We start from the raw sequence: 23,528 nt of genomic DNA on the forward strand, positions 1-23,528 counted from the left end.
TATCGGGTGGGATCAAAAACCCTTGATCCAGATTCGAAGGTCGGTAATCGCGCGCCACCACACGATTATCTCAAACCCGCACCCACCAGCACTCGAGCGAAACACCCTCAATTAAGCAACAGGCTCCAGGGGACGTAATTCCACTCACATACCGTACCCCGGCGGCATCAGAACGGACTTGAGCTCGCAGTAGGCGTCGAGACCCTCCGGGCCGCTCTCTCGCCCGATTCCGGAGTTCTTGTATCCACCGAACGGTGATCCCGGGTCGAAGGCATACCAGTTGATCGCGTAGGTGCCCGTACGGATCTGCGCGGCGACCTCCAGGCCGTGCTCGATGTCGGTGGTCCACACCGAGCCGGCCAAGCCGTAATCGGAATCGTTCGCGATCTTGATGGCCTCGTCCTCCGAGTCGTACGGAATGACCACGAGGACCGGGCCGAAAATCTCCTCGCGTGCAATGGTCATCGAGTTGTTCACGTCCGCGAAGATGGTGGGCTCGACGTACCAGCCCTTCTCCGGCCCGTCCGGCCTTCCGCCTCCCAGGATCACCCGGGCGCCCTCTTCGATGCCTTTGGCGATGTATCCCTCCACTCGGGTGCGCTGCTTCTCCGAGATCAATGGACCGAGCTGTGTCGCGGGATCTTTCGGGTCTCCCACGGCCATCGATCCTGCTCCCGTGACCATGGCGTCGAGGATCTCGTCGTAGCGCGAGCGCGGCGCCAGAATGCGAGTCTGCGCGACACACGCTTGGCCGGTGTTCATCAGGCCTGCCAGCAGAAGCATCGGCATCGTGGACGGAATGTCCATGTCCTCGAGCAGGATTGCGGCAGACTTCCCACCGAGTTCGAGAGAGCACCGTTTGAGTTGCTGCGCTGCGATGGTGCCGATCAATCGGCCGACGGCCGTGCTGCCGGTGAAGGTGACCTTGTCGACGAGAGGGTGTGAGACGAGGTATTCGCCGGTCTCGGCGCCCCCCGGCAGGACGGACAGGACGCCTTCCGGGACCCCGGCTTCGGTGAAGATGTCGGCCAGGAGGTTCGCGCCCAATGGGGTCTCCGGCGCAGGCTTGAGCAAAACCGAGCATCCCGCGAGCAGTGCGGGAGCGAGTTTGTTGACGGCGAGGAACAGGGGCACGTTCCAGGCGATCACGGCTGCGACCACGCCGACGGGTTCGCGGGTGACCGTCGTCTGCCCGAAAGCGCCGTTGCGCGTTTCTTTCCAGGGGAACGTCTCGGCGAGTCCGGCGTAGTAGTTCAGAACGGCGAGCGCGGGTGTCTGCTGAAGCATTCCGATCATGGCTCCCGGTGAGCCCATCTCGTCGGAGATCACCGCGGTCAACTCGGCGCTGCGCTTCTCGATCAGCTCCGCCGCGCGCGCGAGAACCTGTGCTCGTTCGGCCGGAGTGGATCGGGCCCACGGGCCGGAGTCGACTGCCGCGCGCGCGGCAGTCGCCGCGGCATCGATGTCGGCGGGAGCAGCGACAGGGGTTACCCCTACGCGCTCTTCGGTGGCAGGTGAGAAGACTTCCAGCGTCTCCTCGGTCGACGGAGCGGTCCAGTGCCCGCCGATGAACAGCGTGTCGAAGTCGGTCATGGAATCGAGACTAGAACACGTTACAGAAATTGGGAAGGTGCCTTCTGCCCCCGTGAGTGTTCGGTGACAGAGGAACGTGCCTGAACGCGCACGGGCGGCGTAGCCGCAAGTACGGCCGCACCCGTCAGCGTCCCGACGGCACCGAGGGTGGCCGGCACGATCCGGAGCCCGTCCAGGAATTTCAGCCGAGCATGCAATGCAGCCGACTCCTGGATCGGGTCCCACAGCGGAGGCCCTGCTTGAGCGAAACCTCCGCCGATGACGACGAGGTTCACGTCCACCAGCGCTGCGGCCGAAGCGATTGCCTGGCCAAGCGCGACCCCCGCTCGCTGGAGTGTGGTGATCGCGACGACGTCTCCGTCGGCCGCGGATTGCGCCAGTTCGGCCCCGGTGGAACCCGTCCAGCCCTGTTCCCGCGCCCACCGAACGGCAGAAGGGCCGCTCGAGACGGTCTCCACGCACCCGAGCCCTCCGCACGTGCAGGGCGTCGTCGATCCCGGCACGACGATGTGGCCGATATGGCCTGCGTTGCCACTGCGGCCGTGCACGATCTGGGCGCCGAGTACCAGACCGCCGCCGATGCCGGTGGACACGACGAGACTCAGTACATCGTCGACGCCTTGGGCGGCACCGAACTTGTGCTCACCGAGGGCCGCGCATCCACCGTCCATTGCCAAAGAGATCGTTGCATCCGGAAACTGATGCTGTATGGATTCGGTGAGATCGAAGCCGTTCTTCCATTCCGGAATGTTGATCGGGGCCACCGCGCCCTTGGTGGTGTCGACCGGGCCCGCGCATGCGACGCCGATCCTGTCGATGTCGGTGCCGACGGACACTGCGTCGAGCAGTTCCGAGCATGCCTTCCAGATGTCGGCCACCGGCGTCGGGACGGTCAGTGGTTCCCCTGGCCTTCCGTCTTCGCCGACGACGGCCGCGGTCATCTTGGTTCCCCCGATATCCAGTGCCAGCGCAGTCATCATTCCAACGTACTGGCTGCCCGAACTCCGTTTGCCCGAAAGACGAGGACGAGGTTGCTCGCGAACACTTCACGGACAATCGGAACTTGGATGATCCACCACGCCCAGCGGGGGTGGTAGCGGGGAAATGCGGCAAGCAGTGATCCATTGGGAGTTGTTCGCGCCCAACGTAATCCGTCACCGGCGCCGACGTCGAACAGTGACTCACCGAACCGGTTCTTGGGTTCGTGGCCGTGTGTGCGGCGGTATCGGCGAGCGGCGTATTCGCCGCCGAGGTAGTGCCACGGTCTGGTCTCGTGGCCACCGAACGGGCCCCACCACAGCGTGTACGAGAGCACCATCATTCCGCCGGGCTTGGTGACCCGCAGCATCTCCTCGGCCATGTTCCACGGCTGCCGGACGTGCTCGGCGACATTCGAGGAGAAGCAGATGTCGACACTGTCGTCGCGGAAGGGCAACGACATCCCGGATCCACGGACGCTGCCGTGAACAGTCAATCCGGCGGCGTGCATCTCGGAGGCGTCGGGTTCGACGGGTACGTATCTCGCTCCACTGTCGTGGAAGACCTCGGCGAAGTAGCCTGGACCGCCGCCGACGTCGAGCACGACGCGATCGCGTAAGGGGTCTCCCGTCATGCCCTCGAACAGGTCGCCGATCAACTCGACGGAGTCACGGGCGAGTGCGCCGTAAAAGATGTCGGGTGCGGTCTGCTCGTGGCCGAAGTCGCGCAGAAGGCTCACGGATCGACGCAGCGTTGCGCGCCGCGCGAACAGTTGTGTGACGGCATGCGTCGGCGCCGAACGACCCCCCTTTGCACTGCGCACGAGGAAGAAGACTAGGCGAGGGTGCCATGTCGGACCTTTGTGGGTCCGGGTGAACCGTTAGGGTGGTCTTCCAGTTCGTGTTGAAATGACACACATACCGAATGCCACATGACCGAATGCCGCGATGGGGGGTCGGAAGCTTGCGCGAGGTGCTGTTGCTCTGCTGGCGCGATACCGGCCACCCTCAGGGTGGTGGGAGTGAGCGCTATCTGGAGCAGGTCGGTGCGGGTCTGGCTGCTCAGGGTATGAAGGTGACGTTGCGGACGGCGTGGTACCCCGGGGCTGCCAAGGAAGAGATGGTCGACGGCATCCGGATCAGTCGCGCCGGCGGCCGGTTGAGCGTGTATCCGCGGGCTCTCGCCGCGATCGTTGCAGGCCGGCTCGGTTTCGGATCCTTGCGCGGCATTCGCCCCGATGCGGTCGTCGACACCCAGAACGGCATTCCTTTCTTCTCCAGGGTTGTCACCGGAGCCCCCGTGACGCTGTTGGTTCACCATTGCCACCGTGAGCAGTGGCCGGTCGCCGGGCCGCTGATGGCCAAGCTCGGATGGTGGCTCGAGAGTGCCGTCTCTCCCCGAGTTCATCGTCGAAACCAATATTTGACGGTATCGCTGCCGTCGGCGGACGAGTTGGTGGCACTCGGCGTGGATCGAGAGCGTGTAGCGGTGGTGCGCAACGGCGCAGATCCGATCCCCGAGTCGACTCCGGTCGACACCAGAACTCCCCATGCGTCGTTGTCGGTGTTGTCGAGGTTGGTTCCGCACAAGCAGATCGAGGACGCCCTCTCCGCCGTCGCTGCGCTGCGGTTCCGGATTCCCGGCCTGCACCTGGACATCATCGGGGGCGGCTGGTGGGAGGAGAACCTGCGCGAGCGGGTCGCCGCCTTGGGCCTCGACAGTGCCGTGACGTTCCACGGGCATGTCGAGGAAGCCCGCAAGCACGAATTGCTCGGCCGATCGTGGGTGCACGTCATGCCCTCACGCAAGGAAGGCTGGGGTCTCGCGGTCATCGAGGCGGCGCAGCACGGCGTCCCGACCGTCGGCTATCGCAGTTCCAAGGGTCTGACCGACTCGGTCATCGACGGGGTGACGGGCGTGCTCGTCGGCTCCGAGGGCGCCGAGCGCGACGTCCAGGCGTTGACGGATGCCGTCGGCGAGCTTCTTCTCGACGACTACATGCGCGCTGAGCTGGGCGAGAAGGCTCGTGTCCGCTCGCGAGAGTTCTCGTGGGAGCAAACCTCCCACGGGGTGCGGAGTGTGCTGGCCGCGTCGGTGGCGGGCACACACATATCGGGGCTCGTGTCAGGGCCCGTTTCTGCGAGATCGCATCGCCCAGCCGAGCCCGCTCATCAGTAAGACCAGCCAGGCGGCGTGCGCGGCGACAACCACTCGCTTGTCCTGCGTGCTCGGCGTAGCACCGGGGATCTCGTAGAGAGCCAGCTCGTCGTCTTCGTAGGTGACCGTCAGCGGATCGAGGGTCTGCGCCGACATCCCCATCTCTCCCGGTGTGTTCTTTTCGACCAGGACCCAGCCGACGCCGAGATCGCTCAGTCGCTCTGCGCTTTCACCGTCGAGAAGGACTGTTTCGACGTCCTCGGCACGCGTCCCTTCGCCGTGTACCGATCCGCCGGCCACGAGCAGCTCGCCGGTCTGCAGTACGTCGAGGGGCAACATCCGCGGCGCCGGATCGAGGACAGGCGCCTTGCCGCTGTACGGGAAGATGCGGAACATGCCTGCCGGCATGACGGCAACGTCGCCTTCCTTGCCGTCGAGCTCGGCGGCAACGGACTCCCACGACGACGGGTACTCGACGGGTTTCAGCTGGTTCCCCACGCCCCACACGAGGTCGGGGAGCGCGATGAGGACAGCAGCGATGGCCACCGCAGCAGGAACCCATCGGTTCCGAAGCCTCGTGCCGGCCCACGCGACGCCCGCGACCGCCGCCAGTGCATAGAACGGCATCGCCAGCGCCACCCACTTCTGGGCGTCGCGCAGCAGTCCGGCGCCCGGCACATCGGTCGCAGCCCATTCGCCGAGGTGCAGACCCGGCCCGGTTGCTCCGAGCGCGGGGGCGAGGACTGCGAACACGGCCGTCGCGGCCAGCGCCACGATCACGGGATTTCTTCGACGACGCCACAGCGGAACAATGCCCAGCGCGACCACCGCGAGCAGCAGGACGGTGCCCATGACCGCGAACACAGATGTACGCGAGGTCGGGACTGCATCGGAGTTCCAGATCCCGCCGAGGCCGGCGAGGCTCCCCAGAGTGCCGAGTCCCGGTTCGGCGCGGGCCGCGAAGGCGGTGACGCCTGCCGGATCGGTTCCGCTCGTGCCTCCGCCGGACATCGCCGTCGCAACGAGCCACGGGAGCGAAGCGACCAGGAACAGTCCAAGCGTGAGCGGCGCCTTTTTCCGCCCTGCGCAGACGAACGCCGTGACAGCGGCCAGAATCGCCCCCGTCGGAGTAAGCCCGGCGACCGTGAGGCAGACCGCAAGCCATCCCCATCGACCGGTGCGGCGAAGCGAGAGCGCAGCGAGGACGGTCCACGGGAGCGCGGCGTATCCGACGAGCAGACTCCAGTGCCCCTGCACCAGGCGCTCGGCGACGTACGGATTCCAGATCGCCACCGTCGACGCAACGAGCAGTGCAGGCGTCCCTGCGGTAGGCAGAAGTGCCTGAGACATCTTCGCCGCACCCCAGCCCGCAAGCCCCAACGCCAGTAGCAGAATCGACTTCACGACGATGCCGCCGTCGACGACCGTGGACAGCGCTGCCATCACTGCGTCCTGCGGAACCGCACGAGCTGCGGCATCGGTGGTGCCCCACGCGGAATCGGTGAAATAGGAACGCGGAGTGCTCACGGCATCGCGCAGCAAAAGATAGCCAGGGCCGAGAAGAGGGCCGAGTACCGAGGCGGAGAGCACCAGACTGTACAGCGGTGGCGCCAACCCGGACCTCGACCACGCCATGATCGGCACCCTATACCGTGGGCGCATGCCTACACGCGCCGTCGCCACGTCCGCGGTGGCGGGCATGACGATGGTGACGATCGGGTCGATGACGGCCAACGCCCTGTCGTATCTTCTGCAACTTCCTGCGAGCCGGATGTTGGGAGTCGAGGGCTACGGCGAATTCGCCTCACTCCTCGCCGCTCAGCTGGTGTTGGCCGTGTCAGCGCTGGCGTTGCAGTCCGTAGTTGCACGTGAGGTGGTGCACGGCCGCAGCCGGGAGTCGTTGCGCGCGCTCGGGTATCGGTGCGCCGCGGTGGTCGCAATGCTTGCCGTGCTGCTTGCCCCGGTAGTGGCATTCGCGCTCGACACGACTGTCCTGGCGGCGACGTCAGCCCTCGTCGTCGCACCTCTGCTGGTACTTCTCGCCGCTGAACAGGGGTTGCTGCAGGGGTCGGGACAGTTCGGCCGGTTGAGCGTCGTCCTGGCCTCCGCGGGTATCGGCAAGGTGGTCCCGGCGGTGCTCGCCTTGCTGTTGGGTGCAGGCCCCGGTGTAACGCTGGCAGCGAGTGCGCTCGGTACGGGAATTGTCGCAGTGGCCGCGCGCCTCCTGGATCGCCGCGTCACCGATTCGGCGAGTGACGGTAGCGCCGGCTCGGTAGGGGTGCGGTTCGGAGTCGGTACCGTGCTTCGGGCGTCCCAGGTGCAGTTGGCGCTCATCGCACTGTCCTCGGTGGACCTGATGCTGGCTCGCGTGCAACTGAGCAGCGAGGCCGCAGGGCTGTACGCGTTGGGCGCTGTCGCGACCAAGGCGGCGTTCTGGCTCCCGCAGGCCGTCGGCGTCGTGCTGTACCCGCGGATGGCCAATCCGGCGCACTCGGCCAAGGCGCTGCGATCCGCAATGGCCGTCGTGGGCGGAATCGGCGTCGTCCTCGTCCTCGGCTCGGTGTTGGCGGCATCGCTGATTCCTGTTGTGATCGGCGACGACTACAGCGCTGTGCAGAGCTACATCTGGATCTTCGCGCTGCAGGGTGCGTGCTTGGCTCTGCTTCAGAGCGTGTTGCTGTGGGCGATCGCCGGTGAGCGGACACGTCTGGCGCTTCTTGCGTGGTTCGGCTTGGCCGTCGAAGTGGTGCTGCTCGTGTTTCTCGCATCGACGTTGGCGCAGTTCGTCGTGGTCGCAGCATCCGTTGCCGCGGCAACCACCGTGGTGGTGAGCGTGGCAGCGCTCAGCAGAAACAACTGGCTCAGCAGAGGTAACTGATCGCCCCAGGCGCGGCCCTCAGTGCACTGAGCGATCTGGATGAGGCGGAAACACGAAAGGCGCGGCCCGTGTGGGCCGCGCCTTTCGTGTTCTGCACATCTCGTGTTTTGCGCAGGTCTTACTCTTTGGAGAGGTTGGTCCTCGGGATGACTTCGGTCTGATCCGTTGTCCAGTCGCGATTACGTGGCTCGGTCGGTGCTGTGGCCGCGCCGCCGCCGGTGCCGCGAGGTCCGCCGGTGTCACGAGGTCCGCCGGCATGCACCGGACGTGTAGTGCCGCCGCGCAGTCCGAGGATGATTCCGGCGATCAAAGCGATGACGCCGAGGATGCCTGCGATGATCGGGATGGTGCGTCCGAACAGCGACAGCTTGTCCTGACCGTCCTTCGCCTGCTGAAGCTGGTACTCGACGGTGTTCTCGTCGAACGTGATCGGTGCGTTCAGTACATCGACCTCGGCAGTTCCTGCTGTGCGCGAGTAGTACTGGTGGATCTGCTCTTCACCCTTGACGACGACGCCGGTCTCAGGTTCCACCCACACCGCGCGAGAGTTCTCGTAGAAGCGAGTCATCGTGACGGGGGCTTCGCCGCCCGCGACGCCCCACGTGGACGCGGGGAGAGTGACCTTGTTGGTCGGCAGGTTCACGACGCCGGAGAGGTCGACCGGGCCGACGGTCTGCTCGTACTTGTAGACCTTCGTGCCGTTGATCTCGGTCTCTTCGACGAAATCGATGTCTTTCGTGGCCCGAGCGTTGATATCGAAGTAGGGGTACGACTTCTGCTCAGCGTTGAACGGGAACTTGTACTGCAAACCGGTGTGCGCAACTTCCTCAGCCGGCTTGTCGCCCTGAATCTGAATGGTGCCGACCGGGTTCTCCACGGGCATCGAGGTGACGCGGTCGATGGTGACGCGGTCGACGCTGGCAGTGAGCAAGCCGGTATCTCCCTGCTTGTCGCTGCGGCGCAACGTCTGACCGGCCTGAAGCGTCATCTCGTCGGAATTCGACGGATCCTCGACCGTGACGAAACGCTGCGACACGAGGTTGACGTTCTTGTCGACGACGGCTTTGCCTGCGGCAAGCGATGCAGCGTTGAGCACGCTGCCGGTGCCGTCGGAGACGGTTGTGACCTCGAGGTCCAGTGGGGTCTTCTCGAGGCGGGAGACCGTATACGTCGGAATGAGGATGGCCGCTACCAGTAGGAATGCGCCTAAACCAACGAGTGCGAGGGCAAGTATCCGACTCGGCCCTGAGCGCTCCGCCATGTGAGAATCTCCTTAGTCGTGTTCTCGGCGTGCCGCTGCTTCCACCCCCGTCAGATGAGCGCTGGGTAACGCATCATCTGGAGTGTCCGATTGGTATCGCCACGTCGCAGGTGACAGTAACAGTGATCACCCTCCGCAGTCGCGGGCACGCCCGACGATGGTCGAGTTTCATGATCGGTATGCGAGTTTCATGATCGGTGTGCGGGAGCGACGGGCCTCGGCGTAGCCCCGAGATGCTTCACTGGTGGTGAGATGAACACACCGACCGAATCGCTGCCACGTGCTGTCGTACCCCTTCACGGGTTCATCCCGTCGCTCGAGGGGATGCGCGCATTCGCGGCCATCGGCATCATCGTCACGCACGTTGCGTTTCAGACGGGCGCGGCGAGTTCACCGGTGGTGGGGCGCATCTGGGGACGTTTCGATCTGACCGTTGCCATTTTCTTTGCGCTGTCAGGATTCCTGCTGTGGCGCCCGCATGCTGCGCAGGCCAGAGGCCAGGGCAGTGCGCAACCAATTCTGAAGTATCTGTTCTCGCGTGCTGTTCGTATTCTTCCCGCGTACTGGGTCGTCGTGACGTTGGTGCTGATGTTCCTGCCGAACACCGGCGGCGGCTGGCGGGTGTGGGCGGCGAATCTGTCGTTGACGCAGGTATTCGTGCCGTTGACGTTGACCGAGGGCATGACTCAGATGTGGAGCCTGTCGGTCGAGGTGTCGTTCTATCTGCTGCTGCCCCTGGCCGGTCTGCTGATGGTGGGATTGCGCGGGGAGGCCGCCCGCTATCGGGTACCGGTGCTGACTTTCGTTGCCGTGGTGACACTGAGTTGGGCGTTCATCCCGGTCTCGACCCCGGAGGCAATCCATCACGACAACTGGCTACCCGGTTACTTCCCGTGGTTCGCGGCCGGAATGTTGCTGGCGGAGTATTCGACCCGCCAGCAGACATGGCTGCATCGACTGGCTGCGCACCGGTTAATCGTCGCTGCAATCGCGTTCTCGGCTTTCGTATTGTCGGCCACGCCGCTTGCAGGCCCTCAGGGGTTGGTGAGGCCGGAGCCCTGGCAGTTCGAGGCGAAGATCGTGCTCGGTGCGGTCCTGGCGATGGCGTTGCTCGCACCTCTTGTGCTGGCCGACCGGCAAAGGCGGCACTCTGTGTTGGAGCACCCGGTCACGCTGGCGCTCGGTCGCTGGTCGTACGGAATCTTCATTTGGCACCTCGTGATCCTGGCAATGGTGTTCCCGGTCTTCGGCGTCATCCCGTTCACGGGGCATTTCGTGCTGGTACTGAGCGTTACTCTGGCGCTGTCGATCCCCGTGGCTGCGGCGAGCTATGCACTCGTCGAGGAGCCTGCGCGGCGGGCAGCGCACTCACCGCGACGGCGGTGAGAGCCACCAGCGCCGCCAACTGAATCAGGTAGGAGTGCCCCACGTATCCATCGGAAGCGCGCCACGGGCCCTTGGAGAGCAGGGCCATCGCAAGCAGAGTCCCGACGCCTGCTGTTGCTGCGAGCGCTCGGGCGGCAACGTCAGGTCCGTAGCGTCGGGCGGTCACGACGGCAGCGAGTGTGATCACTGCCGCCACCGCGGCACCTGCGATTCCCGCGATAACAGTGGTCGCAGCGATCAGGGCAATCCAGCCGAAGACAGTGCTGCGCCAAGGACGCGGCGCGGGGTCCTCGGAGGTACGGCTTCGTCGGAAGGCGAAGAACGTCAACGGAATCAGCAGGAACAACCCGCCGAAAATTCCCAGTCGATACCAGGTGTCGGTGGGGAAGTCGAGAGCAACCGAGGTGATCCCGGCGGGCACAATCCAGCCCTGCTGCCATCCGTTGACCGTGACGGCTTTCAGCTTCGAGCCGTCGGGCGTAGTGGCTCGCCAACCGACATTGTTGCTCTCCGGTACGACGAGCAACTGCTCGGTGTTCTTGCCGCGCAGCGTGATCTCACGATGGTCCGCAGTCCACGCCGTCGTCGAAACGGCGACAGGAGCAGAGCTCGTGGGTTCCACCGCGGGAACGGGCATGGTGCGCAGTCGCATTCCGTCGACGAAGAATGCCGCGCCCGGATCAACGACGATGTCCTGCTTGCCCTCGGGCAGTGGGATTGGATTGAGTGTCGCGTTCGGAACCGGGAACGGTCCCTCGCATATGGTGGCCTGCAGTGGCTCGCCGGAACGAAACCGATCTTCGGTGGCGGTGACCGATGCTCGGATGGTCTGTCCGGCGATGGACATGATCGGCCCGACGTCGCAGCCGACAGTGATCAGACGATCCGTCTCCCGTGGGGTGCCGACTTCGCGGCCGCCGGACAGTACCGACACTTCGGCGAGTCCTGGTGGCTGCGGTAAGACGAACCCGAGCGAGTTCTTGTCGAGGACATCGTCCCAGTCGACGACGGACACGGTGATGCGGTCGGTGACATGAGGGGACAGGGCGATGGTTGTCGGCTTCTGAGGGTCGACCTCTCGGACCTGCGGCCCGGCACCGAGATTCACCGCCACCGACGTCGGATGTGCGGGCAGATTGCCGAGGCTCGGGGCCAGGGTGAGTCCGTCCACCAGCGTTGGTTCGGGGAGCGTGATGGTCAGTGTCGGTGAGGTTCCGGCGCGCTTCTCGATGCTCTTCTCGGGGGCAGTCCACGAGGTTCGATTGTCGCCGTCGGTTGCCGCGAACGCCGAACCCTGCAGGTCTCCGACGTCGGACGCCCCACTCGCTGTCGGTCGACCCTGCTGAGAAACAAAGGCTTCGAGCTCCGGGCTCTGTCGTGTGCGCAACGTCAGCTCGGGGAGCACTGCGGTACCGACCGGCACGGACAGGGTCCGCGAAAACCGGCCCAATTCCTCGGGCGCCATGGAAAGTACACTGCTGCAACGAATTCGGTCGGTGGTGTCGAGGCATCCCGGTCGTCCGGGGAATTCCTGGCTCAGTTCCCATCCTGTCACGTCCGCTCCTGCGGGGGTGGCAGGGAGGACGGCGCGGTGCACGATCGACACCGCCTGCGGCTGATCGCGATTCGAGTACTCGTCGACCGAGAGTTCGCTGATCCCGAACTGGCTACCCCTCGTCCCGTCGACCGTCGATTTGGCGGTGATCCGCACCCAGGAAGTCTCCCCGCCGGGAAGGGACACCGTCAGTGGATCGCCGGGCTTGTCGATGCGGGCGGCCGTGCTCCCGTTCGGAGTGGTCACTTCCAGCCATTTGACCGGATCGCCGATGGTGCCGGAGCTGGTGCGCAGATGCAGCAGTCCACCGCTGATGGGGTTGTCGAAGTCGACCTGAAGCCACTGGCCCACTGCGCTTTCGATGCCATTGCTGACCCAGCTCGTTGCAAGGTCTCCATCGACAACGGCGGCAACGCCGCTACCCGGTTTGGTTCCACCGATCTGCGTCGAATCCGATGCGGAGCTGGACGCAGATATTTTCGCGCCTTCCCATTCCCCGTCGACGGTATCGGCGCCGTAGACCGGATAGTCAGCAGCCAGGTTCATCGATCGACGAGGTTCGTCTGCCGACCGAAGTGCCGAATTGTGGCTGTCGACCTGGCCGAAATCTGTCTCGCGGTTCATCGGAGTGTCGGTGACGGTGACAGCAGGGACCGCAATATCAGCCGCCGCAGCGTCGGACGCGAGGATCACCGGACCCTGCGGCACCGGACCCGGTACACCGTTGCGGCGTTCCTCGTTGAGGCGTTGTACCGATTCCGGGCCGCCTTGGACGAACGGGACGCGATCGAGATCGGTGGCGTAGGGGCCCGCCACTTCTGCAGCGCTGCCGACCGAATAGATTTCGACGGCCGGATACGGCGGACGTAGATCACCGTCGACGGTGATGCCTTCGACGGTGCCCGGCGCGATGTCTTCGCCGAACTCCGCGACCTTCTCGAGTCCCGGCGAGCCGTCGAGGGCCGCGTGGACCTGCACGGGACGGGTCGAACGGGACGTCTCGGGGTCGAGATCGTTACGGACGACGACGTAGTGAATACCCTGTCCCAGTAGGGTATCGGCGAGTCCGGCAGAGGGCCTGCCGTCGGCGATGAGTCGTTGGACCGAGTCCAGTGCGCGGATCGCACCGGGAGGGGTGAGCGGAACCGAGTCGCGCACTGCCCATGGCGTCGTGGCGAGAGCTTGGAGCGGCTCGTCGCGGGTGAGTCCCCACGTCTGAATCGCGAAGGGCGCGCCAGGCACAACAAGTGCACGCTTCGCGTCGGAGCCGTCGGGCGAGGTCCCCGACGCGTGGTCGGTCAGCCAGTCGGCGGCCTCGTGCCAATATGCCGGGATGTCTTCGTACGCGCCGCGAGGTGCGAGCTTGCCGGTCCAGGCGAGTGAAGTGGAAAACGTCAGTGCAACGAGAACCAGTCCGGCGACAGCGACCATCTTGTCGCGTTCGGGATGCGTGATGGCCGGTCGCCATGTTCGCCCGGGAACCGACCCGGGCAGCGGAACCCTGGAGAGTAGATGAGCGATGCCGAGTACCAACGGGATACGAACCAGCGGTTCGAGCTTGTGCACGTTTCGCAGCGGCGCGCCTGCAGAGTCGAGGAAAAGCCGGACGGTATCGGCGACGGGTGATCCCAGCTCGCCGACATATCCTGCAGTCAGGCCGACGACGCCGACTAACAGGACGATCGTCAGACGTCCGCGACCGGGCATCGAGCGCATGGCGAGCCCGACGAGACCTGCAGCAGCGACAGCGCCGGTCGCGATCACGGCAGCGGGCTGTGTCACCAGAACGGCTCCCGCTACGCGCTCGGGGGAGACGAACGGTGTCCAACTGCTGGTGCCGCGCAGGATTTCGGCCAGCGAGGCCCACTGCGTCGTCGTGCCCGAGGATTCGATGTAGTCGAGAAACGGCGGGCTGACCCGGCCCAGCAGCAGTAGTGGAACGATCCACCACAGCGTCGCGAGCACCATGAAGCCTGCCCACCAGCCGGAGAACACGAACCATCGTCGATTCGGGCGATGACACAGCACCCAGATCACGCCGACAAGACAGGCCGCTGCCGTCGCGACGGCATTGACTGCACCCATCAGTGCGACAGCGAGGGCCGACTGAGCGGCGAGTGTGCGGGTCCCCCAGTGGTGCGGGCGAGTGCCATCGGCGGTAGCGGGGCCGAAGGCTCGAACTATCGGAATGAGCACCCACGGCGCAAGCATCATCGGCATCGTCTCGGACGAGATGGATGCCAGCGTGGTGATCACCCGCGGCGAGAGCGCGAAAGCCGCCGCAGCGATGATCGTCGAACTTCTGCTGCCGATGCCGAGAGCTTCGGCGAGCCGGATGATTCCCCAGAAGCCCGCGATCAGCAGGAGCGCCCACCAGATTCGCTGCGAGATCCACGGCGGAATCGACAGCACTTCACCGAGCGCGAAGAATGCCCCATGCGGGAAGAAATATCCGTAGGCCTGATTTTGCACCTGGCCGAGTGGGGCTTGCGAGGTCCATTGATGAGACGCGCGCGCCAGAAAACCCAATGGATTCTGCGTCAGGTCGTACTTGGTGTCCGCGACGATGTAACCGGGAACCTGTAGAAACGACAGTGAGAAAGCCAGAACCGAGACGCCGAGCAACCACCTACGACCGAGTGGTTCGGAAGAGATCGAAGCAGGAGCGTCAGCGGCTGCCGTACTCAACCTGGTTCAGCAGCGAGGAATCGGCGTTGCCCGAGCGGTCGATGTCGGGACGAGTATTGTCCGACGCCGCAGCGGTGACTCCGAACACGACTCCAGCGCCGAGCACCGCGCCGACAACCGCAGCAATTACTCCCGGGACAGCGAACTTCATCTCGGTTCTCCACTTTCGTCGACAGCTACCAGTGCGACGGCCACATTCCCCCGCGCGCGGCTCACGCTATCACCCGGGCGGCGCGATGCCCCGAGGCACGCGCACCTACTTGCCGGGAGGAACGATGAGCACCGGCCGGTGACTGTGGCGGAGCACATGGTCGGCTACCGAACTTTGGAGGAGAGAACGAAGCCCGGTAGTGCCGCGGGTTCCGGTCACGATGATGTCTACGTCGAGGTCGTCGGCCTTCTCGACGATGGCACTCCAGATTGCGGTGGTGCATTCGGCGCAGTGGCCTTCGACGACGAGACCGGCTTCTTCCGCGAGCCGCACGCCCTCGAGATTGGTCACCTTGGCGTCGGTGAGGGCTACGTCCTCGGCGGCGTCGTCGGGAACCCATTCGGGTTGCATGACGCCCGACAGCCCGGACATACGTGCGGCTTGGCGCACCATGGGTTCCCAGGCGGTGACCACTATCGCCCTCGACGTCGTCAGGAATCTTCCGGCGTATTCGATTGCGCGTTTGGCGTTGTCCGAACCGTCGTAGGCGATGAGAATCAGATCTGCAGGCATCTGTGTGTCCTTCCTGATGTCGCTTTTGTCCAAGGTTATCGCGTGAGGGCCGCGATTCGGGGATGGATCGCGTGCATATGCGTGGCTCGGCTACGGTCGGTTCCATGTTGAAGTTCCGCTCGCCTGTATCTGTCGTCGCGTTGGTCGTGGGAGTCGGTTTCGTGGCCGGTTGCAGTGGGAGCGGTACCGAATCGACGACGGCCGCCCCGGCGCCGGTCGCGGAAACGACCACCAAGCCGACGACGACGGCGGTGGCACCTCCTCCTGCTCCGGTGGATGCGTGCGCCACGTTCGTCGGGACGCTGAGCGAGCGGCAGCGTCTCGCGCAGCTACTCACCGTCGGCGTGGCCGGGACGGCCGATGCTGTCGACATCATGGCGCGCGAGCAGGTGGGTGGCATCTTCGTCGGCAGCTGGACGGACACCTCGACGCTCGGTGAGAAGGAAGTGCCGCAGATTGCCGGCGCCGCCGCAGTGCCGCCGATGGTGACGATCGACGAGGAGGGCGGCCGTGTCTCCCGCGTCGAGGATCTCCTCGGTTCCGATCCGTCGGCGCGCGAGACGGCATCGACGATGTCGGTCGACGAGACCTACCAGATGGCATTGGAGCGCGGCCGCGGATTGAAGGGTCTTGGTGTGACCGTCGACTTCGCCCCTGTCGTCGACGTGAGCAGCCAGCCCGACGATTCGGTGATCGGCGATCGGTCCTACTCCGACGACCCTGCGGAAGTTGTCGAGTACGCGGGCGCCTACGCCCAGGGGCTGCGCGACGCCGGGATCCAACCCGTCATCAAGCATTTCCCCGGCCACGGTGCCGGTTCGGGCGATTCGCACACCGGTGCTGTGACAACACCTCCGCTGGACCAGCTGATGCAGTCCGATCTGGTTCCGTTCGCTCAGTTGTCGCAGACCGGGGTCGGCGTCATGGTCGGACATCTCGACGTGCCGGGGCTCACGCAGCCGGGCGAACCCGCCAGCATCAGCCCTGCTGCGATGTCGCTGCTGCGCGAAGGTGTCGGCTACGGCGCAGCACCCTTCACCGGGCCGATCTTCACCGACGACCTGAGCGGAATGGCAGCGATCACCGATCGACTGGGGATCGTCGTTGCCGTCGAGGCAGCATTGGTTGCCGGAGCCGACGTCGCGCTCTGGTTGACGACGGACGACGTCCCTCAGGTTCTCGACAATCTGGAGGAGGCAGTAGCCTCGGGACGGTTGCCGGCTGAGCAGGTCGACCGCTCCGCAGCAACGGTCGCGCGCTTCAAGGGCGCGTGCTGAATGACCGACACGTGACGCATGCCTCCTTACTAGGGAGTAAGGTCATTTGTTCGGCTCGTTCGTGTTCGACGAGTTTGTGTTCGACACTGTTCGGGAGGACTCATGGCTGGCGGTACCAAGCGACTGCCCCGGGCCGTGCGGGAGCAGCAGATGCTCGACGCAGCGGTCGATGTCTTCTCCGACAACGGGTTTCATGAAACGTCGATGGATGCGATCGCCAAGAAGGCGGCCATCTCGAAGCCGATGCTCTATCTGTATTACGGCTCCAAGGACGAGCTGTTCGCGGCGTGTATCCATCGTGAAGGCGTGAAGTTCGTCGAGGCCCTGACTCCGGCTGCGGATCCCAATTTGACCCCGCGTGAGCAGCTACGAAGCGCGCTCCTCGGATTTCTGGGGTTCGTGGGGGAACACCGCAAGTCCTGGATGGTGCTGTACCGGCAGGCAATCGGACAGACGGCGTTTGCATCGCAGGTGCAGAGCAGTCGTGATCGGCTCATCGAGCTGACCGCCGGGTTGCTGGAAATGAGCACCAAGGATCCCGATGCTGGTCAGAACTTCGGGCTGATGGCCGTTGCCCTCGTCGGCGCGGGTGAAGCTGTTGCGGACAGAGTTGCAGGCGGGGAGATCGAGGTCGACGTGGCAGCGGATCTGCTCGAGAACCTTGCGTGGCGTGGTCTGGCGGGAAAGAAGACTGCGCAGACGTTGTAGCTTTGGAGACCGAATGAGGCATTCGCTCACAGTTGGGACCGAAGGCGTCATTCGGTCACTCGAAGTGACCACATGACGCCTTCGGTCCGCAAAACCGAGCTACCGCAAGGTCCCGGTGAGGTGCGGGTACCCCTTCTTCGGGTTCTTGAGGGACAGGTCCCATCCATCACCGACGGCCTCGGCGTACACGTTGACCGTTGCGGGAAGGATGATCGGCTTGCCGAACCGAACGGTGTAGGTGACCTTGTCCGGGATTCGACCTTCGACGATCTGCAGTACCGCTGCCGCGCTCCACATTCCGTGAGCGATGGTCTTCGGGAATCCGAAGGCCTTGGCGCCGAGCGAAGATACGTGGATCGGGTTCCGGTCGCCCGAGATCGACGCGTACCGGCTGATCGTCTTCTGATCGACCCGGAGTGTGCGCGTCGGGGGCGGCGGAACCTGATCGGCGGGCGGTGTCTCCCGCGGACCACCGGACAGCGATGTCTTCTGCAGGCTGAGGAAGGTGGAGGTCTGCTTCCACACCAGTTCACGCCCGACGCTCACTTCGCTGATCACGTCGACCAACAGTCCCTTGCGGTGTTCCCGGAGGTTCTCCGCGTGGACTCGTATGTCCAAGGGCTCGGAGGACGAGATACTCCGCTGCTGTTCGATGACGTTCTCGGCGTGCACGGATCCGATTGCCGCGAACGGAAAGTCCTTCGAGACCATCAGTTTCATCACCGTCGGGAACACGAGCGTGAACGGGTACGTCACCGGCAATGTGTCGCCGAAACGCAATCCCGTTGCACGGCAATATCCCGCGAGATTGTCCGGGTCGACGCGCACGCCGCGCAGTTCGTAGACCGTAGTCGGCACGGACGAAGACTTCGAGGTGAGGAACGGCACCGCGCCGAGCGCAGCCGCTGCATAGATCTCCGACGTCTTGGGCTGCTCCGTGAGCTGTACAACGGTCATGCGCCGAGGAGGCTCTGTCCGCACACGCGGACGATCTGACCGGTGACAGCGTTGGATGCGGGGCTCGCGAAGTAGGAGACCAGCTCGGCGACGTCGACGGTCTGGCCACCCTGCAGGAGTGAGCTCATGCGTCGGCCTGCCTCGCGGGTGGCGAACGGAATCGCGGCTGTCATGGCGGTTTCGATGAATCCCGGTGCGACTGCGTTGATCGTGATATTGCTCTTCGCGAGAACCGGTGCCGATGCCTGCACCAGGCCGATGACGCCTGCTTTGGAGGTGCCGTAGTTGGTCTGGCCGCGGTTGCCTGCGATGCCTGCGATGGAAGACACGTCGACGACGCGGCCGCCTTCTTTCAGAGCACCTGTCTTCACCAGATGGTCGGTGATGCGCTGCGGGGCCGCGAGGTTGACGCCGATCACCGAGTTCCAGCGGCTTTCGTCCATGTTGGCGAGGGTCTTGTCGCGGGTTATGCCGGCGTTGTGGACGATGATGTCCGCGCCGCCGTGACGCTCGAGCAGGTGCTTGGACAGAACCTCGCCCGCGTCCTCGGCGGTGACGTCGAGGGCGAGTGAGGTGCCGCCGACCTTGTTCGCGGTCTGTGAGAGTGCTTCTCCGGCAGCGGGAATGTCCGCGGCGATGACGACCGCGCCGTCACGGGCGAGAACTTCGGCGATGGTGGCTCCGATGCCGCGGGCAGCACCGGTGACGACGGCTACCTTGCCGGCGAGAGGCTTGTCCCAGGATGCGGGTGCCTCGGAGTCGGCGTCGCCGACGGCGATGACCTGGCCGTCGACGAAAGCGGACTTGGCCGAGAGCAGGAATCTCAGGGTGGACTCGAGGCCGGAGAGGCCGGTGGAGGCGTTGGGTGAGACATAGACGAGCTGCGCCGTCGCGCCTCGCTTGACCTCTTTGCCGACGCTGCGGGTGAATCCTTCGAGGGCGCGCTGAGCGATGTGCTCGTCGACGCTGGAGGTCTCGTTCGGCGTGGTTCCGATGACGACGACGCGCGCCGACGGTGCAAGATTTCGGATGACCGGTTGGAAGAACTGGAACAGCTGCTCGAGCTCGGCGACGGTGCCGATGCCGGTGGCGTCGAACACCAGGGCGCCGTACTTGTCGTCGTGCGCCTGCGCCTGGGGGTAATCGGCCAGGAGTGCGCGCAGCGGTTCGACGAGGCGACCGTTTCCGCCGATGAGGACGGGGCCGGCCAGCGGTGGTTCGCCTGCCTTGTAGCGGCGCAGCTTCTCGGGCTGCGGCAGACCGGCCTGCTTGGCGATGAAAGCTCCCGGCGCTGATGCCAGGAACGTCGAATAGAGGTCTGGGGCTCCCTTGGTGGCTGCCACTGTTCTGCCTTTCATGAGGCGCCTACAGCACCCCGTGCGCGTTCGGTTACGGCGGAGCGTAACTGGGCACGCACGGGCGCAAAGCGCGCGACCGGGTGTCGACAACCAACTTACTCGCCAGTAAGATGAAACTCCACCAGGGCCATTCTCCACAATGTTGGAGACCACGATGTTGGGAGACGTCAGTGACAAGCAGGCAGCTACGACCGGTCGCAATCGTCGGTGGCAACCGCATCCCGTTCGCGCGCTCGGACAAGAAGTACGCACTGGCGTCCAACCAGGACATGCTCACCGCCACCATCGATGGGCTGGTCAGCCGGTACGGCCTGCAAGGTGAGCACCTCGGTCTGGTCGTTGCCGGTGCCGTGCTCAAGCACAGCCGCGACTTCAACCTCACCCGCGAGACCGTTCTCGGCAGCGCGCTGAGCCCGTACACCCCGGCCTACGACATCCAGCAGGCCTGCGGCACCGGCCTTCAGTCGATCATTGCTGTCGGCGACGCCATCGCATCGGGCCGCATCGATGCTGGTATCGGCGGCGGCGTCGACACCACGTCCGACGCTCCGATCGGTGTCAACGACGAACTGCGCGAGTTCCTGCTCTCGCTCAACCGCGCGAAGTCGACGACGGACCGCCTCAAGCTGCTCGGCAATGTTCGTCCGTCGATGCTCGGTATCGAGATTCCCCGTAACGGCGAGCCCCGCACCGGTCTGTCGATGGGTGACCATGCCGCCATCACGGCCAAGGAGTTCGGCGTCCGCCGCGAGGACCAGGACGAATTGGCCGCCGCGAGCCACAAGAACATGGCTGCCGCTTACGACCGCGGTTTCTTCGACGACCTGGTGACGCCGTTCCTCGGCCTCACGCGCGACGACAATCTGCGGCCGGGATCGACGGTCGAGAAGCTGTCGACGCTCAAGCCTGTGTTCGGCACCAAGCTGGGCGACGCCACCATGACGGCCGGCAACTCGACGCCTCTGACCGACGGTGCATCGGCTGCGCTGTTGTCCACCGACGAGTGGGCCTCCGAGCGCAACCTGCCGGTTCTCGCGCACCTCGTCGACTCGGAGACCGCCGCCGTCGACTACATCCACGGCAACTCCTCGTTCAAGGACGGACTGTTGATGGCTCCGACCTATGCCATTCCGCGTCTGCTCGCTCGCAATGGGCTTACGCTGCAAGACTTCGATTACTACGAGATCCACGAGGCGTTCGCATCCGTCGTGCTCGCGACGCTGCAGGCATTCGAGAGCGACGAGTACTGCAAGGAGAGGCTCGGCCTCGACGGCGCGCTGGGATCGATCGATCGCAGCAAGCTCAACGTCAACGGATCCTCGCTCGCCGCAGGACATCCGTTCGCTGCGACCGGCGGACGCATCGTCGCCTCGCTCGCCAAGATGCTCGCCGAGAAGGGATCGGGCCGCGGCCTGATCTCCATCTGTGCGGCCGGTGGCCAGGGCGTCACTGCAATCATCGAGCGCTGAACCACCCGAACCACGAGCGCTTCGTGAGAAGCGGCTCGAAACTGGGGGCATACGGTCGGCGGATCCGTCAAACGAGGGGTTTACGGATCTGCCGACCGTGCAGCTTTGTAGTGTTCGATTCGAGTGGTGGGGTCCCTCTATTCCGGAATTCCGCTCGCAGGCGGCGTCGATTCCTCTCCCGTGTATTCCTCTACGGCCGAGTCGCCGATATCGGTCTGCAGCACCGGCGTCAGGTACTCAGGCTTACCGTTCTCGATCTGGAAGACGCTGGCTCCGGAGATTCCGAGGTGGCTGGTGTCGGAGTAGCGGAACGGCGCCAATTGTGGTCCGGCGAAGTCCATTCCGCCGTCCGCGATAGCAGTGACGATGCCTTCACGCGTGGGATTCTCGCCTGCGGCCTGTAGGGCTTGAACGAACGCGTAGGCCTGACTCATTCCATAGATTCTGTAGTTGGTGAGTGGTTCGCCGGTCCCGTTCTGGGCCCATACTTTCTGCCACAGCTGCGTCCATGCGTTGTCCGGCGAGTCGGCGCCGGGAATGTACTCGAGCGAGATCATTCCTTCCAGCGACTGCGCCCCGTCGGTGACAGCGCCCTGGGAGAACCGTCCGAGTAGCGATCCGACGAGGTCGACGTCGGATCCGATGGAGCTGTAGAACCATTCGGGCTTGTAGTTGAGACGCATCGACGTCAGCTGGCTCAGTGCGGTGTACGAGGGCACGTTGAACCCGAGCACCAGGTCCGCTCCTGCGCCCTGAAGTGCAGCGATCTGCGGTGCGACGTCGGTGTTACCGGAGGTGTAGCGCACCACTTCGACGATCTGGTCGTCGAGATATTGGCGTACGGCTTCTTCGCTGTCCCGGCCGAGGTCGTCGTCCTGAAGGAACAGGCCAACCTTGGCGTCGGGACGATTCTTCGTCACCCAGTCGCCGATGATTTTTCCTTCGACCTGATAGTCGGGCTGCCATCCGAAGGTGTTGGGGTACTTGTCCGGATCGTTGCCCCACATAGTGGCCCCGGACGAGACGAAGAGGTCGGGTACACCTTCTTCGTTGAGGAAATCGATGACGGCGCTGTGGGTTGCGGTGCCGAGCCCGCCGACGACGGCGAACACCTCGTCCTGGAGAACGAGTTCGTTGACGACCTGGGTCGTGGTCGTCGGGTCGTAGGAATCATCGCGTACGAGGTAGTCGATCTTTCGGCCGTTGATCCCGCCTGCGGCGTTGACGTAGTCGAAGTACGCCTGTGCGCCGGTGGGGATCTCGCTGTATCCGGGGGCTGCGACGCCCGTCAGCGGGAAGTGCGCGCCGATCTTCACCGAGGAGTCGGTGATGCCGACGGTCGATCCTTCCGTCGACTCGGTCGCCTCGTCACGGCCGCCTGCCCCGCAGGAGGCCACCAGTGCGACCGCGGCTGCCAGGGCAGTGATTCTGAGCGCCGGTGATCCGAACCTTGTCATTTTTCCCCTTTTCTTGTGATGCGCCATGTGGAAAAAGTGCCGACCAATCCCGACGGAGCGAACAGGATGACCAGAACCGTGAAAATTCCGGTGACGAGTGGTGCAAGCTCGGCCGACTGCAGGCTTGTCAGTCCTGCGTCGAGGCCGAGGTTGGTGACGATCGGCGGAATGTATGTCAGCAGCGCTGCGCCGATGAGAGCTCCTGTCAGCGAGCCCAATCCGCCGATCACTACCGCCGAGAGCAGCGTCAGTGACAGCGTCAGTGTGAAACCGCTCGGCGCTGCGATTCTGGCGGCCATGGCCAGGACGGCCCCGGCCGCGCCGGCACATGCAGCGCTGACCACGAAGGCGAGGATCCGGGCGCGTGCCAGATCGATACCGGCCAACTCCGCGGCGATCTCGTCATCGCGCACGGCGCGCCATTGCCTGCCTGTTCGGCTCGATGACACACCGGCCAGTAGAAAGAAGACCAGTATCAGCAGTATCCAACTCGTGTACGACACGAATTTCGTTGTGCTGAAGTCATTTCCGGTGATGAAATACATGATGTCGTCGAGAATGGGCGGCACAGTCGGTGCGGGTACGACGAGTCCCTGCTCGCCGCCGAGGTAGTCGGAGAAGTACAGCGCGAGACCCGGCACGGCGACGGCCAACGCGAGTGTGGCGCCGGCGAGGTAGGGTCCGCGCAATCGAGCTGCCGCGACTCCGACGATGATGCCGACGATGCTGGTGGTGATCACCGCGGCCAGGATGGTCAGCGGCACAATCCATCCGGCATTCTGTGAGCGCAATATCAGCGCTGCTGTATAGGCGCCGACTGCCATGAAGGCTCCGTGACCGAGAGAGAGCTGCCCGTTGATGCCGGTGAGGATTGTCAATCCGCCCGCGGCGATGGCGAGGTAAGCCACCGAGGTCAACTGGCTCTGACGGAACGTGCCAACACTTTCGAGAACCAGAATCACGACAACGAGTCCGATGAGGGCGCCGAGGAGATGGCGCCGTACGGGTGTTCGTGTCAGCCTCGATATCGACGACGGCTTGGGCGTGGGAGCGGCGGGTCGATCGGTGACGGATGCGCTCAT

At 64.6% G+C, this 23,528-nt stretch carries 18 protein-coding genes; 6 read left to right on the top strand and 12 right to left on the bottom strand.

Annotation, left to right across the window (positions count from 1 at the left end; all coding sequences use genetic code 11):
* Positions 1-144 precede the first annotated feature (144 nt).
* From QMK17_RS19755 to QMK17_RS19765, 3 genes are read right to left on the bottom strand one after another with little or no spacing between them, the layout of a single operon-like run.
* Positions 145-1,593, bottom strand: coding sequence for an aldehyde dehydrogenase (locus QMK17_RS19755; RefSeq protein WP_283510997.1), 1,449 nt, complete (start codon positions 1,591-1,593; stop codon positions 145-147).
* 20 nt (positions 1,594-1,613) lie between these two features.
* Positions 1,614-2,570: an ROK family protein gene (locus tag QMK17_RS19760; protein ID WP_283510998.1), complete on the bottom strand. Its 957-nt coding sequence runs from the start codon at positions 2,568-2,570 to the stop codon at positions 1,614-1,616.
* On the bottom strand, positions 2,570-3,394 hold the full coding sequence (locus QMK17_RS19765) for a class I SAM-dependent methyltransferase (protein WP_283510999.1): 825 nt from the start codon (positions 3,392-3,394) through the stop codon (positions 2,570-2,572). Before QMK17_RS19765 ends, QMK17_RS19760 begins: the two co-directional genes overlap by 1 nt.
* 140 nt (positions 3,395-3,534) lie before the next feature.
* On the opposite strand from QMK17_RS19765, the gene QMK17_RS19770 reads away from it, so the two are divergent.
* Positions 3,535-4,749, top strand: a complete 1,215-nt coding sequence (locus QMK17_RS19770; RefSeq protein WP_283511100.1) for a glycosyltransferase family 4 protein — start codon at positions 3,535-3,537, stop codon at positions 4,747-4,749.
* Here the strand turns inward: QMK17_RS19770 and QMK17_RS19775 are convergent.
* Entirely contained in the window at positions 4,696-6,363 is a 1,668-nt protein-coding gene (locus QMK17_RS19775) for a hypothetical protein (protein ID WP_283511000.1), read from the bottom strand. The genes QMK17_RS19770 and QMK17_RS19775 overlap by 54 nt on opposite strands.
* 25 nt (positions 6,364-6,388) lie before the next feature.
* On the opposite strand from QMK17_RS19775, the gene QMK17_RS19780 reads away from it, so the two are divergent.
* Positions 6,389-7,606, top strand: a complete 1,218-nt coding sequence (locus QMK17_RS19780; protein WP_283511001.1) for a polysaccharide biosynthesis protein — start codon at positions 6,389-6,391, stop codon at positions 7,604-7,606.
* A 118-nt stretch (positions 7,607-7,724) separates the two neighbouring features.
* Here the strand turns inward: QMK17_RS19780 and QMK17_RS19785 are convergent, their stop codons facing one another.
* Positions 7,725-8,867, bottom strand: coding sequence for a DUF3068 domain-containing protein (locus QMK17_RS19785; RefSeq protein WP_283511002.1), 1,143 nt, complete (start codon positions 8,865-8,867; stop codon positions 7,725-7,727).
* Positions 8,868-9,119: 252 nt separating this feature from the next.
* Between QMK17_RS19785 and QMK17_RS19790 the strand changes: the two genes are divergently transcribed.
* Positions 9,120-10,253 carry an acyltransferase family protein gene (locus tag QMK17_RS19790; RefSeq protein ID WP_283511003.1) on the top strand — a complete coding sequence of 378 codons (1,134 nt, stop codon included), beginning with the start codon at positions 9,120-9,122 and terminating at the stop codon, positions 10,251-10,253.
* On the opposite strand, the gene QMK17_RS19795 is transcribed toward QMK17_RS19790, so the two are convergent.
* The 3 genes from QMK17_RS19795 to QMK17_RS19805 all read right to left on the bottom strand — a co-directional run bounded on the left by QMK17_RS19795 (position 10,159) and on the right by QMK17_RS19805 (position 15,220).
* The gene (locus tag QMK17_RS19795; RefSeq protein ID WP_283511004.1) at positions 10,159-14,496 is read right to left on the bottom strand and encodes an alpha-(1->3)-arabinofuranosyltransferase; all 4,338 of its coding nucleotides are present in this window, start codon (positions 14,494-14,496) and stop codon (positions 10,159-10,161) included. The genes QMK17_RS19790 and QMK17_RS19795 overlap by 95 nt on opposite strands.
* Positions 14,477-14,647: a DUF2613 domain-containing protein gene (locus tag QMK17_RS19800; RefSeq protein WP_283511005.1), complete on the bottom strand. Its 171-nt coding sequence runs from the start codon at positions 14,645-14,647 to the stop codon at positions 14,477-14,479. Before QMK17_RS19800 ends, QMK17_RS19795 begins: the two co-directional genes overlap by 20 nt.
* Positions 14,648-14,752: 105 nt before the next feature.
* On the bottom strand, positions 14,753-15,220 hold the full coding sequence (locus QMK17_RS19805; protein WP_283511006.1) for a universal stress protein: 468 nt from the start codon (positions 15,218-15,220) through the stop codon (positions 14,753-14,755).
* A gap of 104 nt (positions 15,221-15,324) precedes the next feature.
* Between QMK17_RS19805 and QMK17_RS19810 the strand changes: the two genes are divergently transcribed.
* Together QMK17_RS19810 and QMK17_RS19815 are read left to right on the top strand one after the other, a co-directional pair.
* Positions 15,325-16,497 (top strand): glycoside hydrolase family 3 N-terminal domain-containing protein, encoded by a 1,173-nt coding sequence (locus tag QMK17_RS19810; RefSeq protein WP_283511007.1) that lies wholly within the window; start codon positions 15,325-15,327, stop codon positions 16,495-16,497.
* A 102-nt stretch (positions 16,498-16,599) separates the two neighbouring features.
* Positions 16,600-17,205, top strand: coding sequence for a TetR/AcrR family transcriptional regulator (locus QMK17_RS19815; protein ID WP_283511008.1), 606 nt, complete (start codon positions 16,600-16,602; stop codon positions 17,203-17,205).
* 99 nt (positions 17,206-17,304) lie between these two features.
* Here QMK17_RS19815 and QMK17_RS19820 read toward each other — a convergent pair whose 3' ends face one another.
* Both QMK17_RS19820 and QMK17_RS19825 read right to left on the bottom strand, forming a co-directional pair.
* On the bottom strand, positions 17,305-18,162 hold the full coding sequence (locus tag QMK17_RS19820) for a MaoC/PaaZ C-terminal domain-containing protein (RefSeq protein ID WP_283511009.1): 858 nt from the start codon (positions 18,160-18,162) through the stop codon (positions 17,305-17,307).
* Entirely contained in the window at positions 18,159-19,505 is a 1,347-nt protein-coding gene (locus QMK17_RS19825; protein ID WP_283511010.1) for a 3-oxoacyl-ACP reductase, read from the bottom strand. Before QMK17_RS19825 ends, QMK17_RS19820 begins: the two co-directional genes overlap by 4 nt.
* 185 nt (positions 19,506-19,690) lie before the next feature.
* Between QMK17_RS19825 and QMK17_RS19830 the strand changes: the two genes are divergently transcribed.
* Complete coding sequence (locus QMK17_RS19830) at positions 19,691-20,989, top strand: acetyl-CoA C-acetyltransferase (protein WP_336620171.1); 1,299 nt, start codon at positions 19,691-19,693, stop codon at positions 20,987-20,989.
* 137 nt (positions 20,990-21,126) lie between these two features.
* Here the strand turns inward: QMK17_RS19830 and QMK17_RS19835 are convergent, their stop codons facing one another.
* Positions 21,127-22,446 carry an ABC transporter substrate-binding protein gene (locus QMK17_RS19835; RefSeq protein WP_283511012.1) on the bottom strand — a complete coding sequence of 440 codons (1,320 nt, stop codon included), beginning with the start codon at positions 22,444-22,446 and terminating at the stop codon, positions 21,127-21,129.
* Positions 22,443-23,528, bottom strand: coding sequence for a branched-chain amino acid ABC transporter permease (locus QMK17_RS19840; RefSeq protein ID WP_283511013.1), 1,086 nt, complete (start codon positions 23,526-23,528; stop codon positions 22,443-22,445). Before QMK17_RS19840 ends, QMK17_RS19835 begins: the two co-directional genes overlap by 4 nt.

Origin of the sequence: Rhodococcus sp. G-MC3 (genome assembly GCF_030063335.1) — a bacterium.
GTDB lineage: Bacteria > Actinomycetota > Actinomycetes > Mycobacteriales > Mycobacteriaceae > Rhodococcoides.

Bases quoted from the DNA above. Each gene is read 5' to 3' on its own strand.
- QMK17_RS19775 (WP_283511000.1), bottom strand. From the start codon at position 6,363: ATGGCGTGGTCGAGGTCCGGGTTGGCGCCACCGCTGTACAGTCTGGTG.
- QMK17_RS19790 (WP_283511003.1), top strand. From the start codon at position 9,120: ATGAACACACCGACCGAATCGCTGCCACGTGCTGTCGTACCCCTTCAC.
- QMK17_RS19755 (WP_283510997.1), bottom strand. From the start codon at position 1,593: ATGACCGACTTCGACACGCTGTTCATCGGCGGGCACTGGACCGCTCCG.
- QMK17_RS19835 (WP_283511012.1), bottom strand. From the start codon at position 22,446: ATGACAAGGTTCGGATCACCGGCGCTCAGAATCACTGCCCTGGCAGCC.
- QMK17_RS19780 (WP_283511001.1), top strand. From the start codon at position 6,389: ATGCCTACACGCGCCGTCGCCACGTCCGCGGTGGCGGGCATGACGATG.
- QMK17_RS19785 (WP_283511002.1), bottom strand. From the start codon at position 8,867: ATGGCGGAGCGCTCAGGGCCGAGTCGGATACTTGCCCTCGCACTCGTT.
- QMK17_RS19800 (WP_283511005.1), bottom strand. From the start codon at position 14,647: ATGAAGTTCGCTGTCCCGGGAGTAATTGCTGCGGTTGTCGGCGCGGTG.
- QMK17_RS19760 (WP_283510998.1), bottom strand. From the start codon at position 2,570: ATGACTGCGCTGGCACTGGATATCGGGGGAACCAAGATGACCGCGGCC.
- QMK17_RS19820 (WP_283511009.1), bottom strand. From the start codon at position 18,162: ATGACCGTTGTACAGCTCACGGAGCAGCCCAAGACGTCGGAGATCTAT.
- QMK17_RS19815 (WP_283511008.1), top strand. From the start codon at position 16,600: ATGGCTGGCGGTACCAAGCGACTGCCCCGGGCCGTGCGGGAGCAGCAG.
- QMK17_RS19805 (WP_283511006.1), bottom strand. From the start codon at position 15,220: ATGCCTGCAGATCTGATTCTCATCGCCTACGACGGTTCGGACAACGCC.
- QMK17_RS19810 (WP_283511007.1), top strand. From the start codon at position 15,325: ATGTTGAAGTTCCGCTCGCCTGTATCTGTCGTCGCGTTGGTCGTGGGA.
- QMK17_RS19840 (WP_283511013.1), bottom strand. From the start codon at position 23,528: ATGAGCGCATCCGTCACCGATCGACCCGCCGCTCCCACGCCCAAGCCG.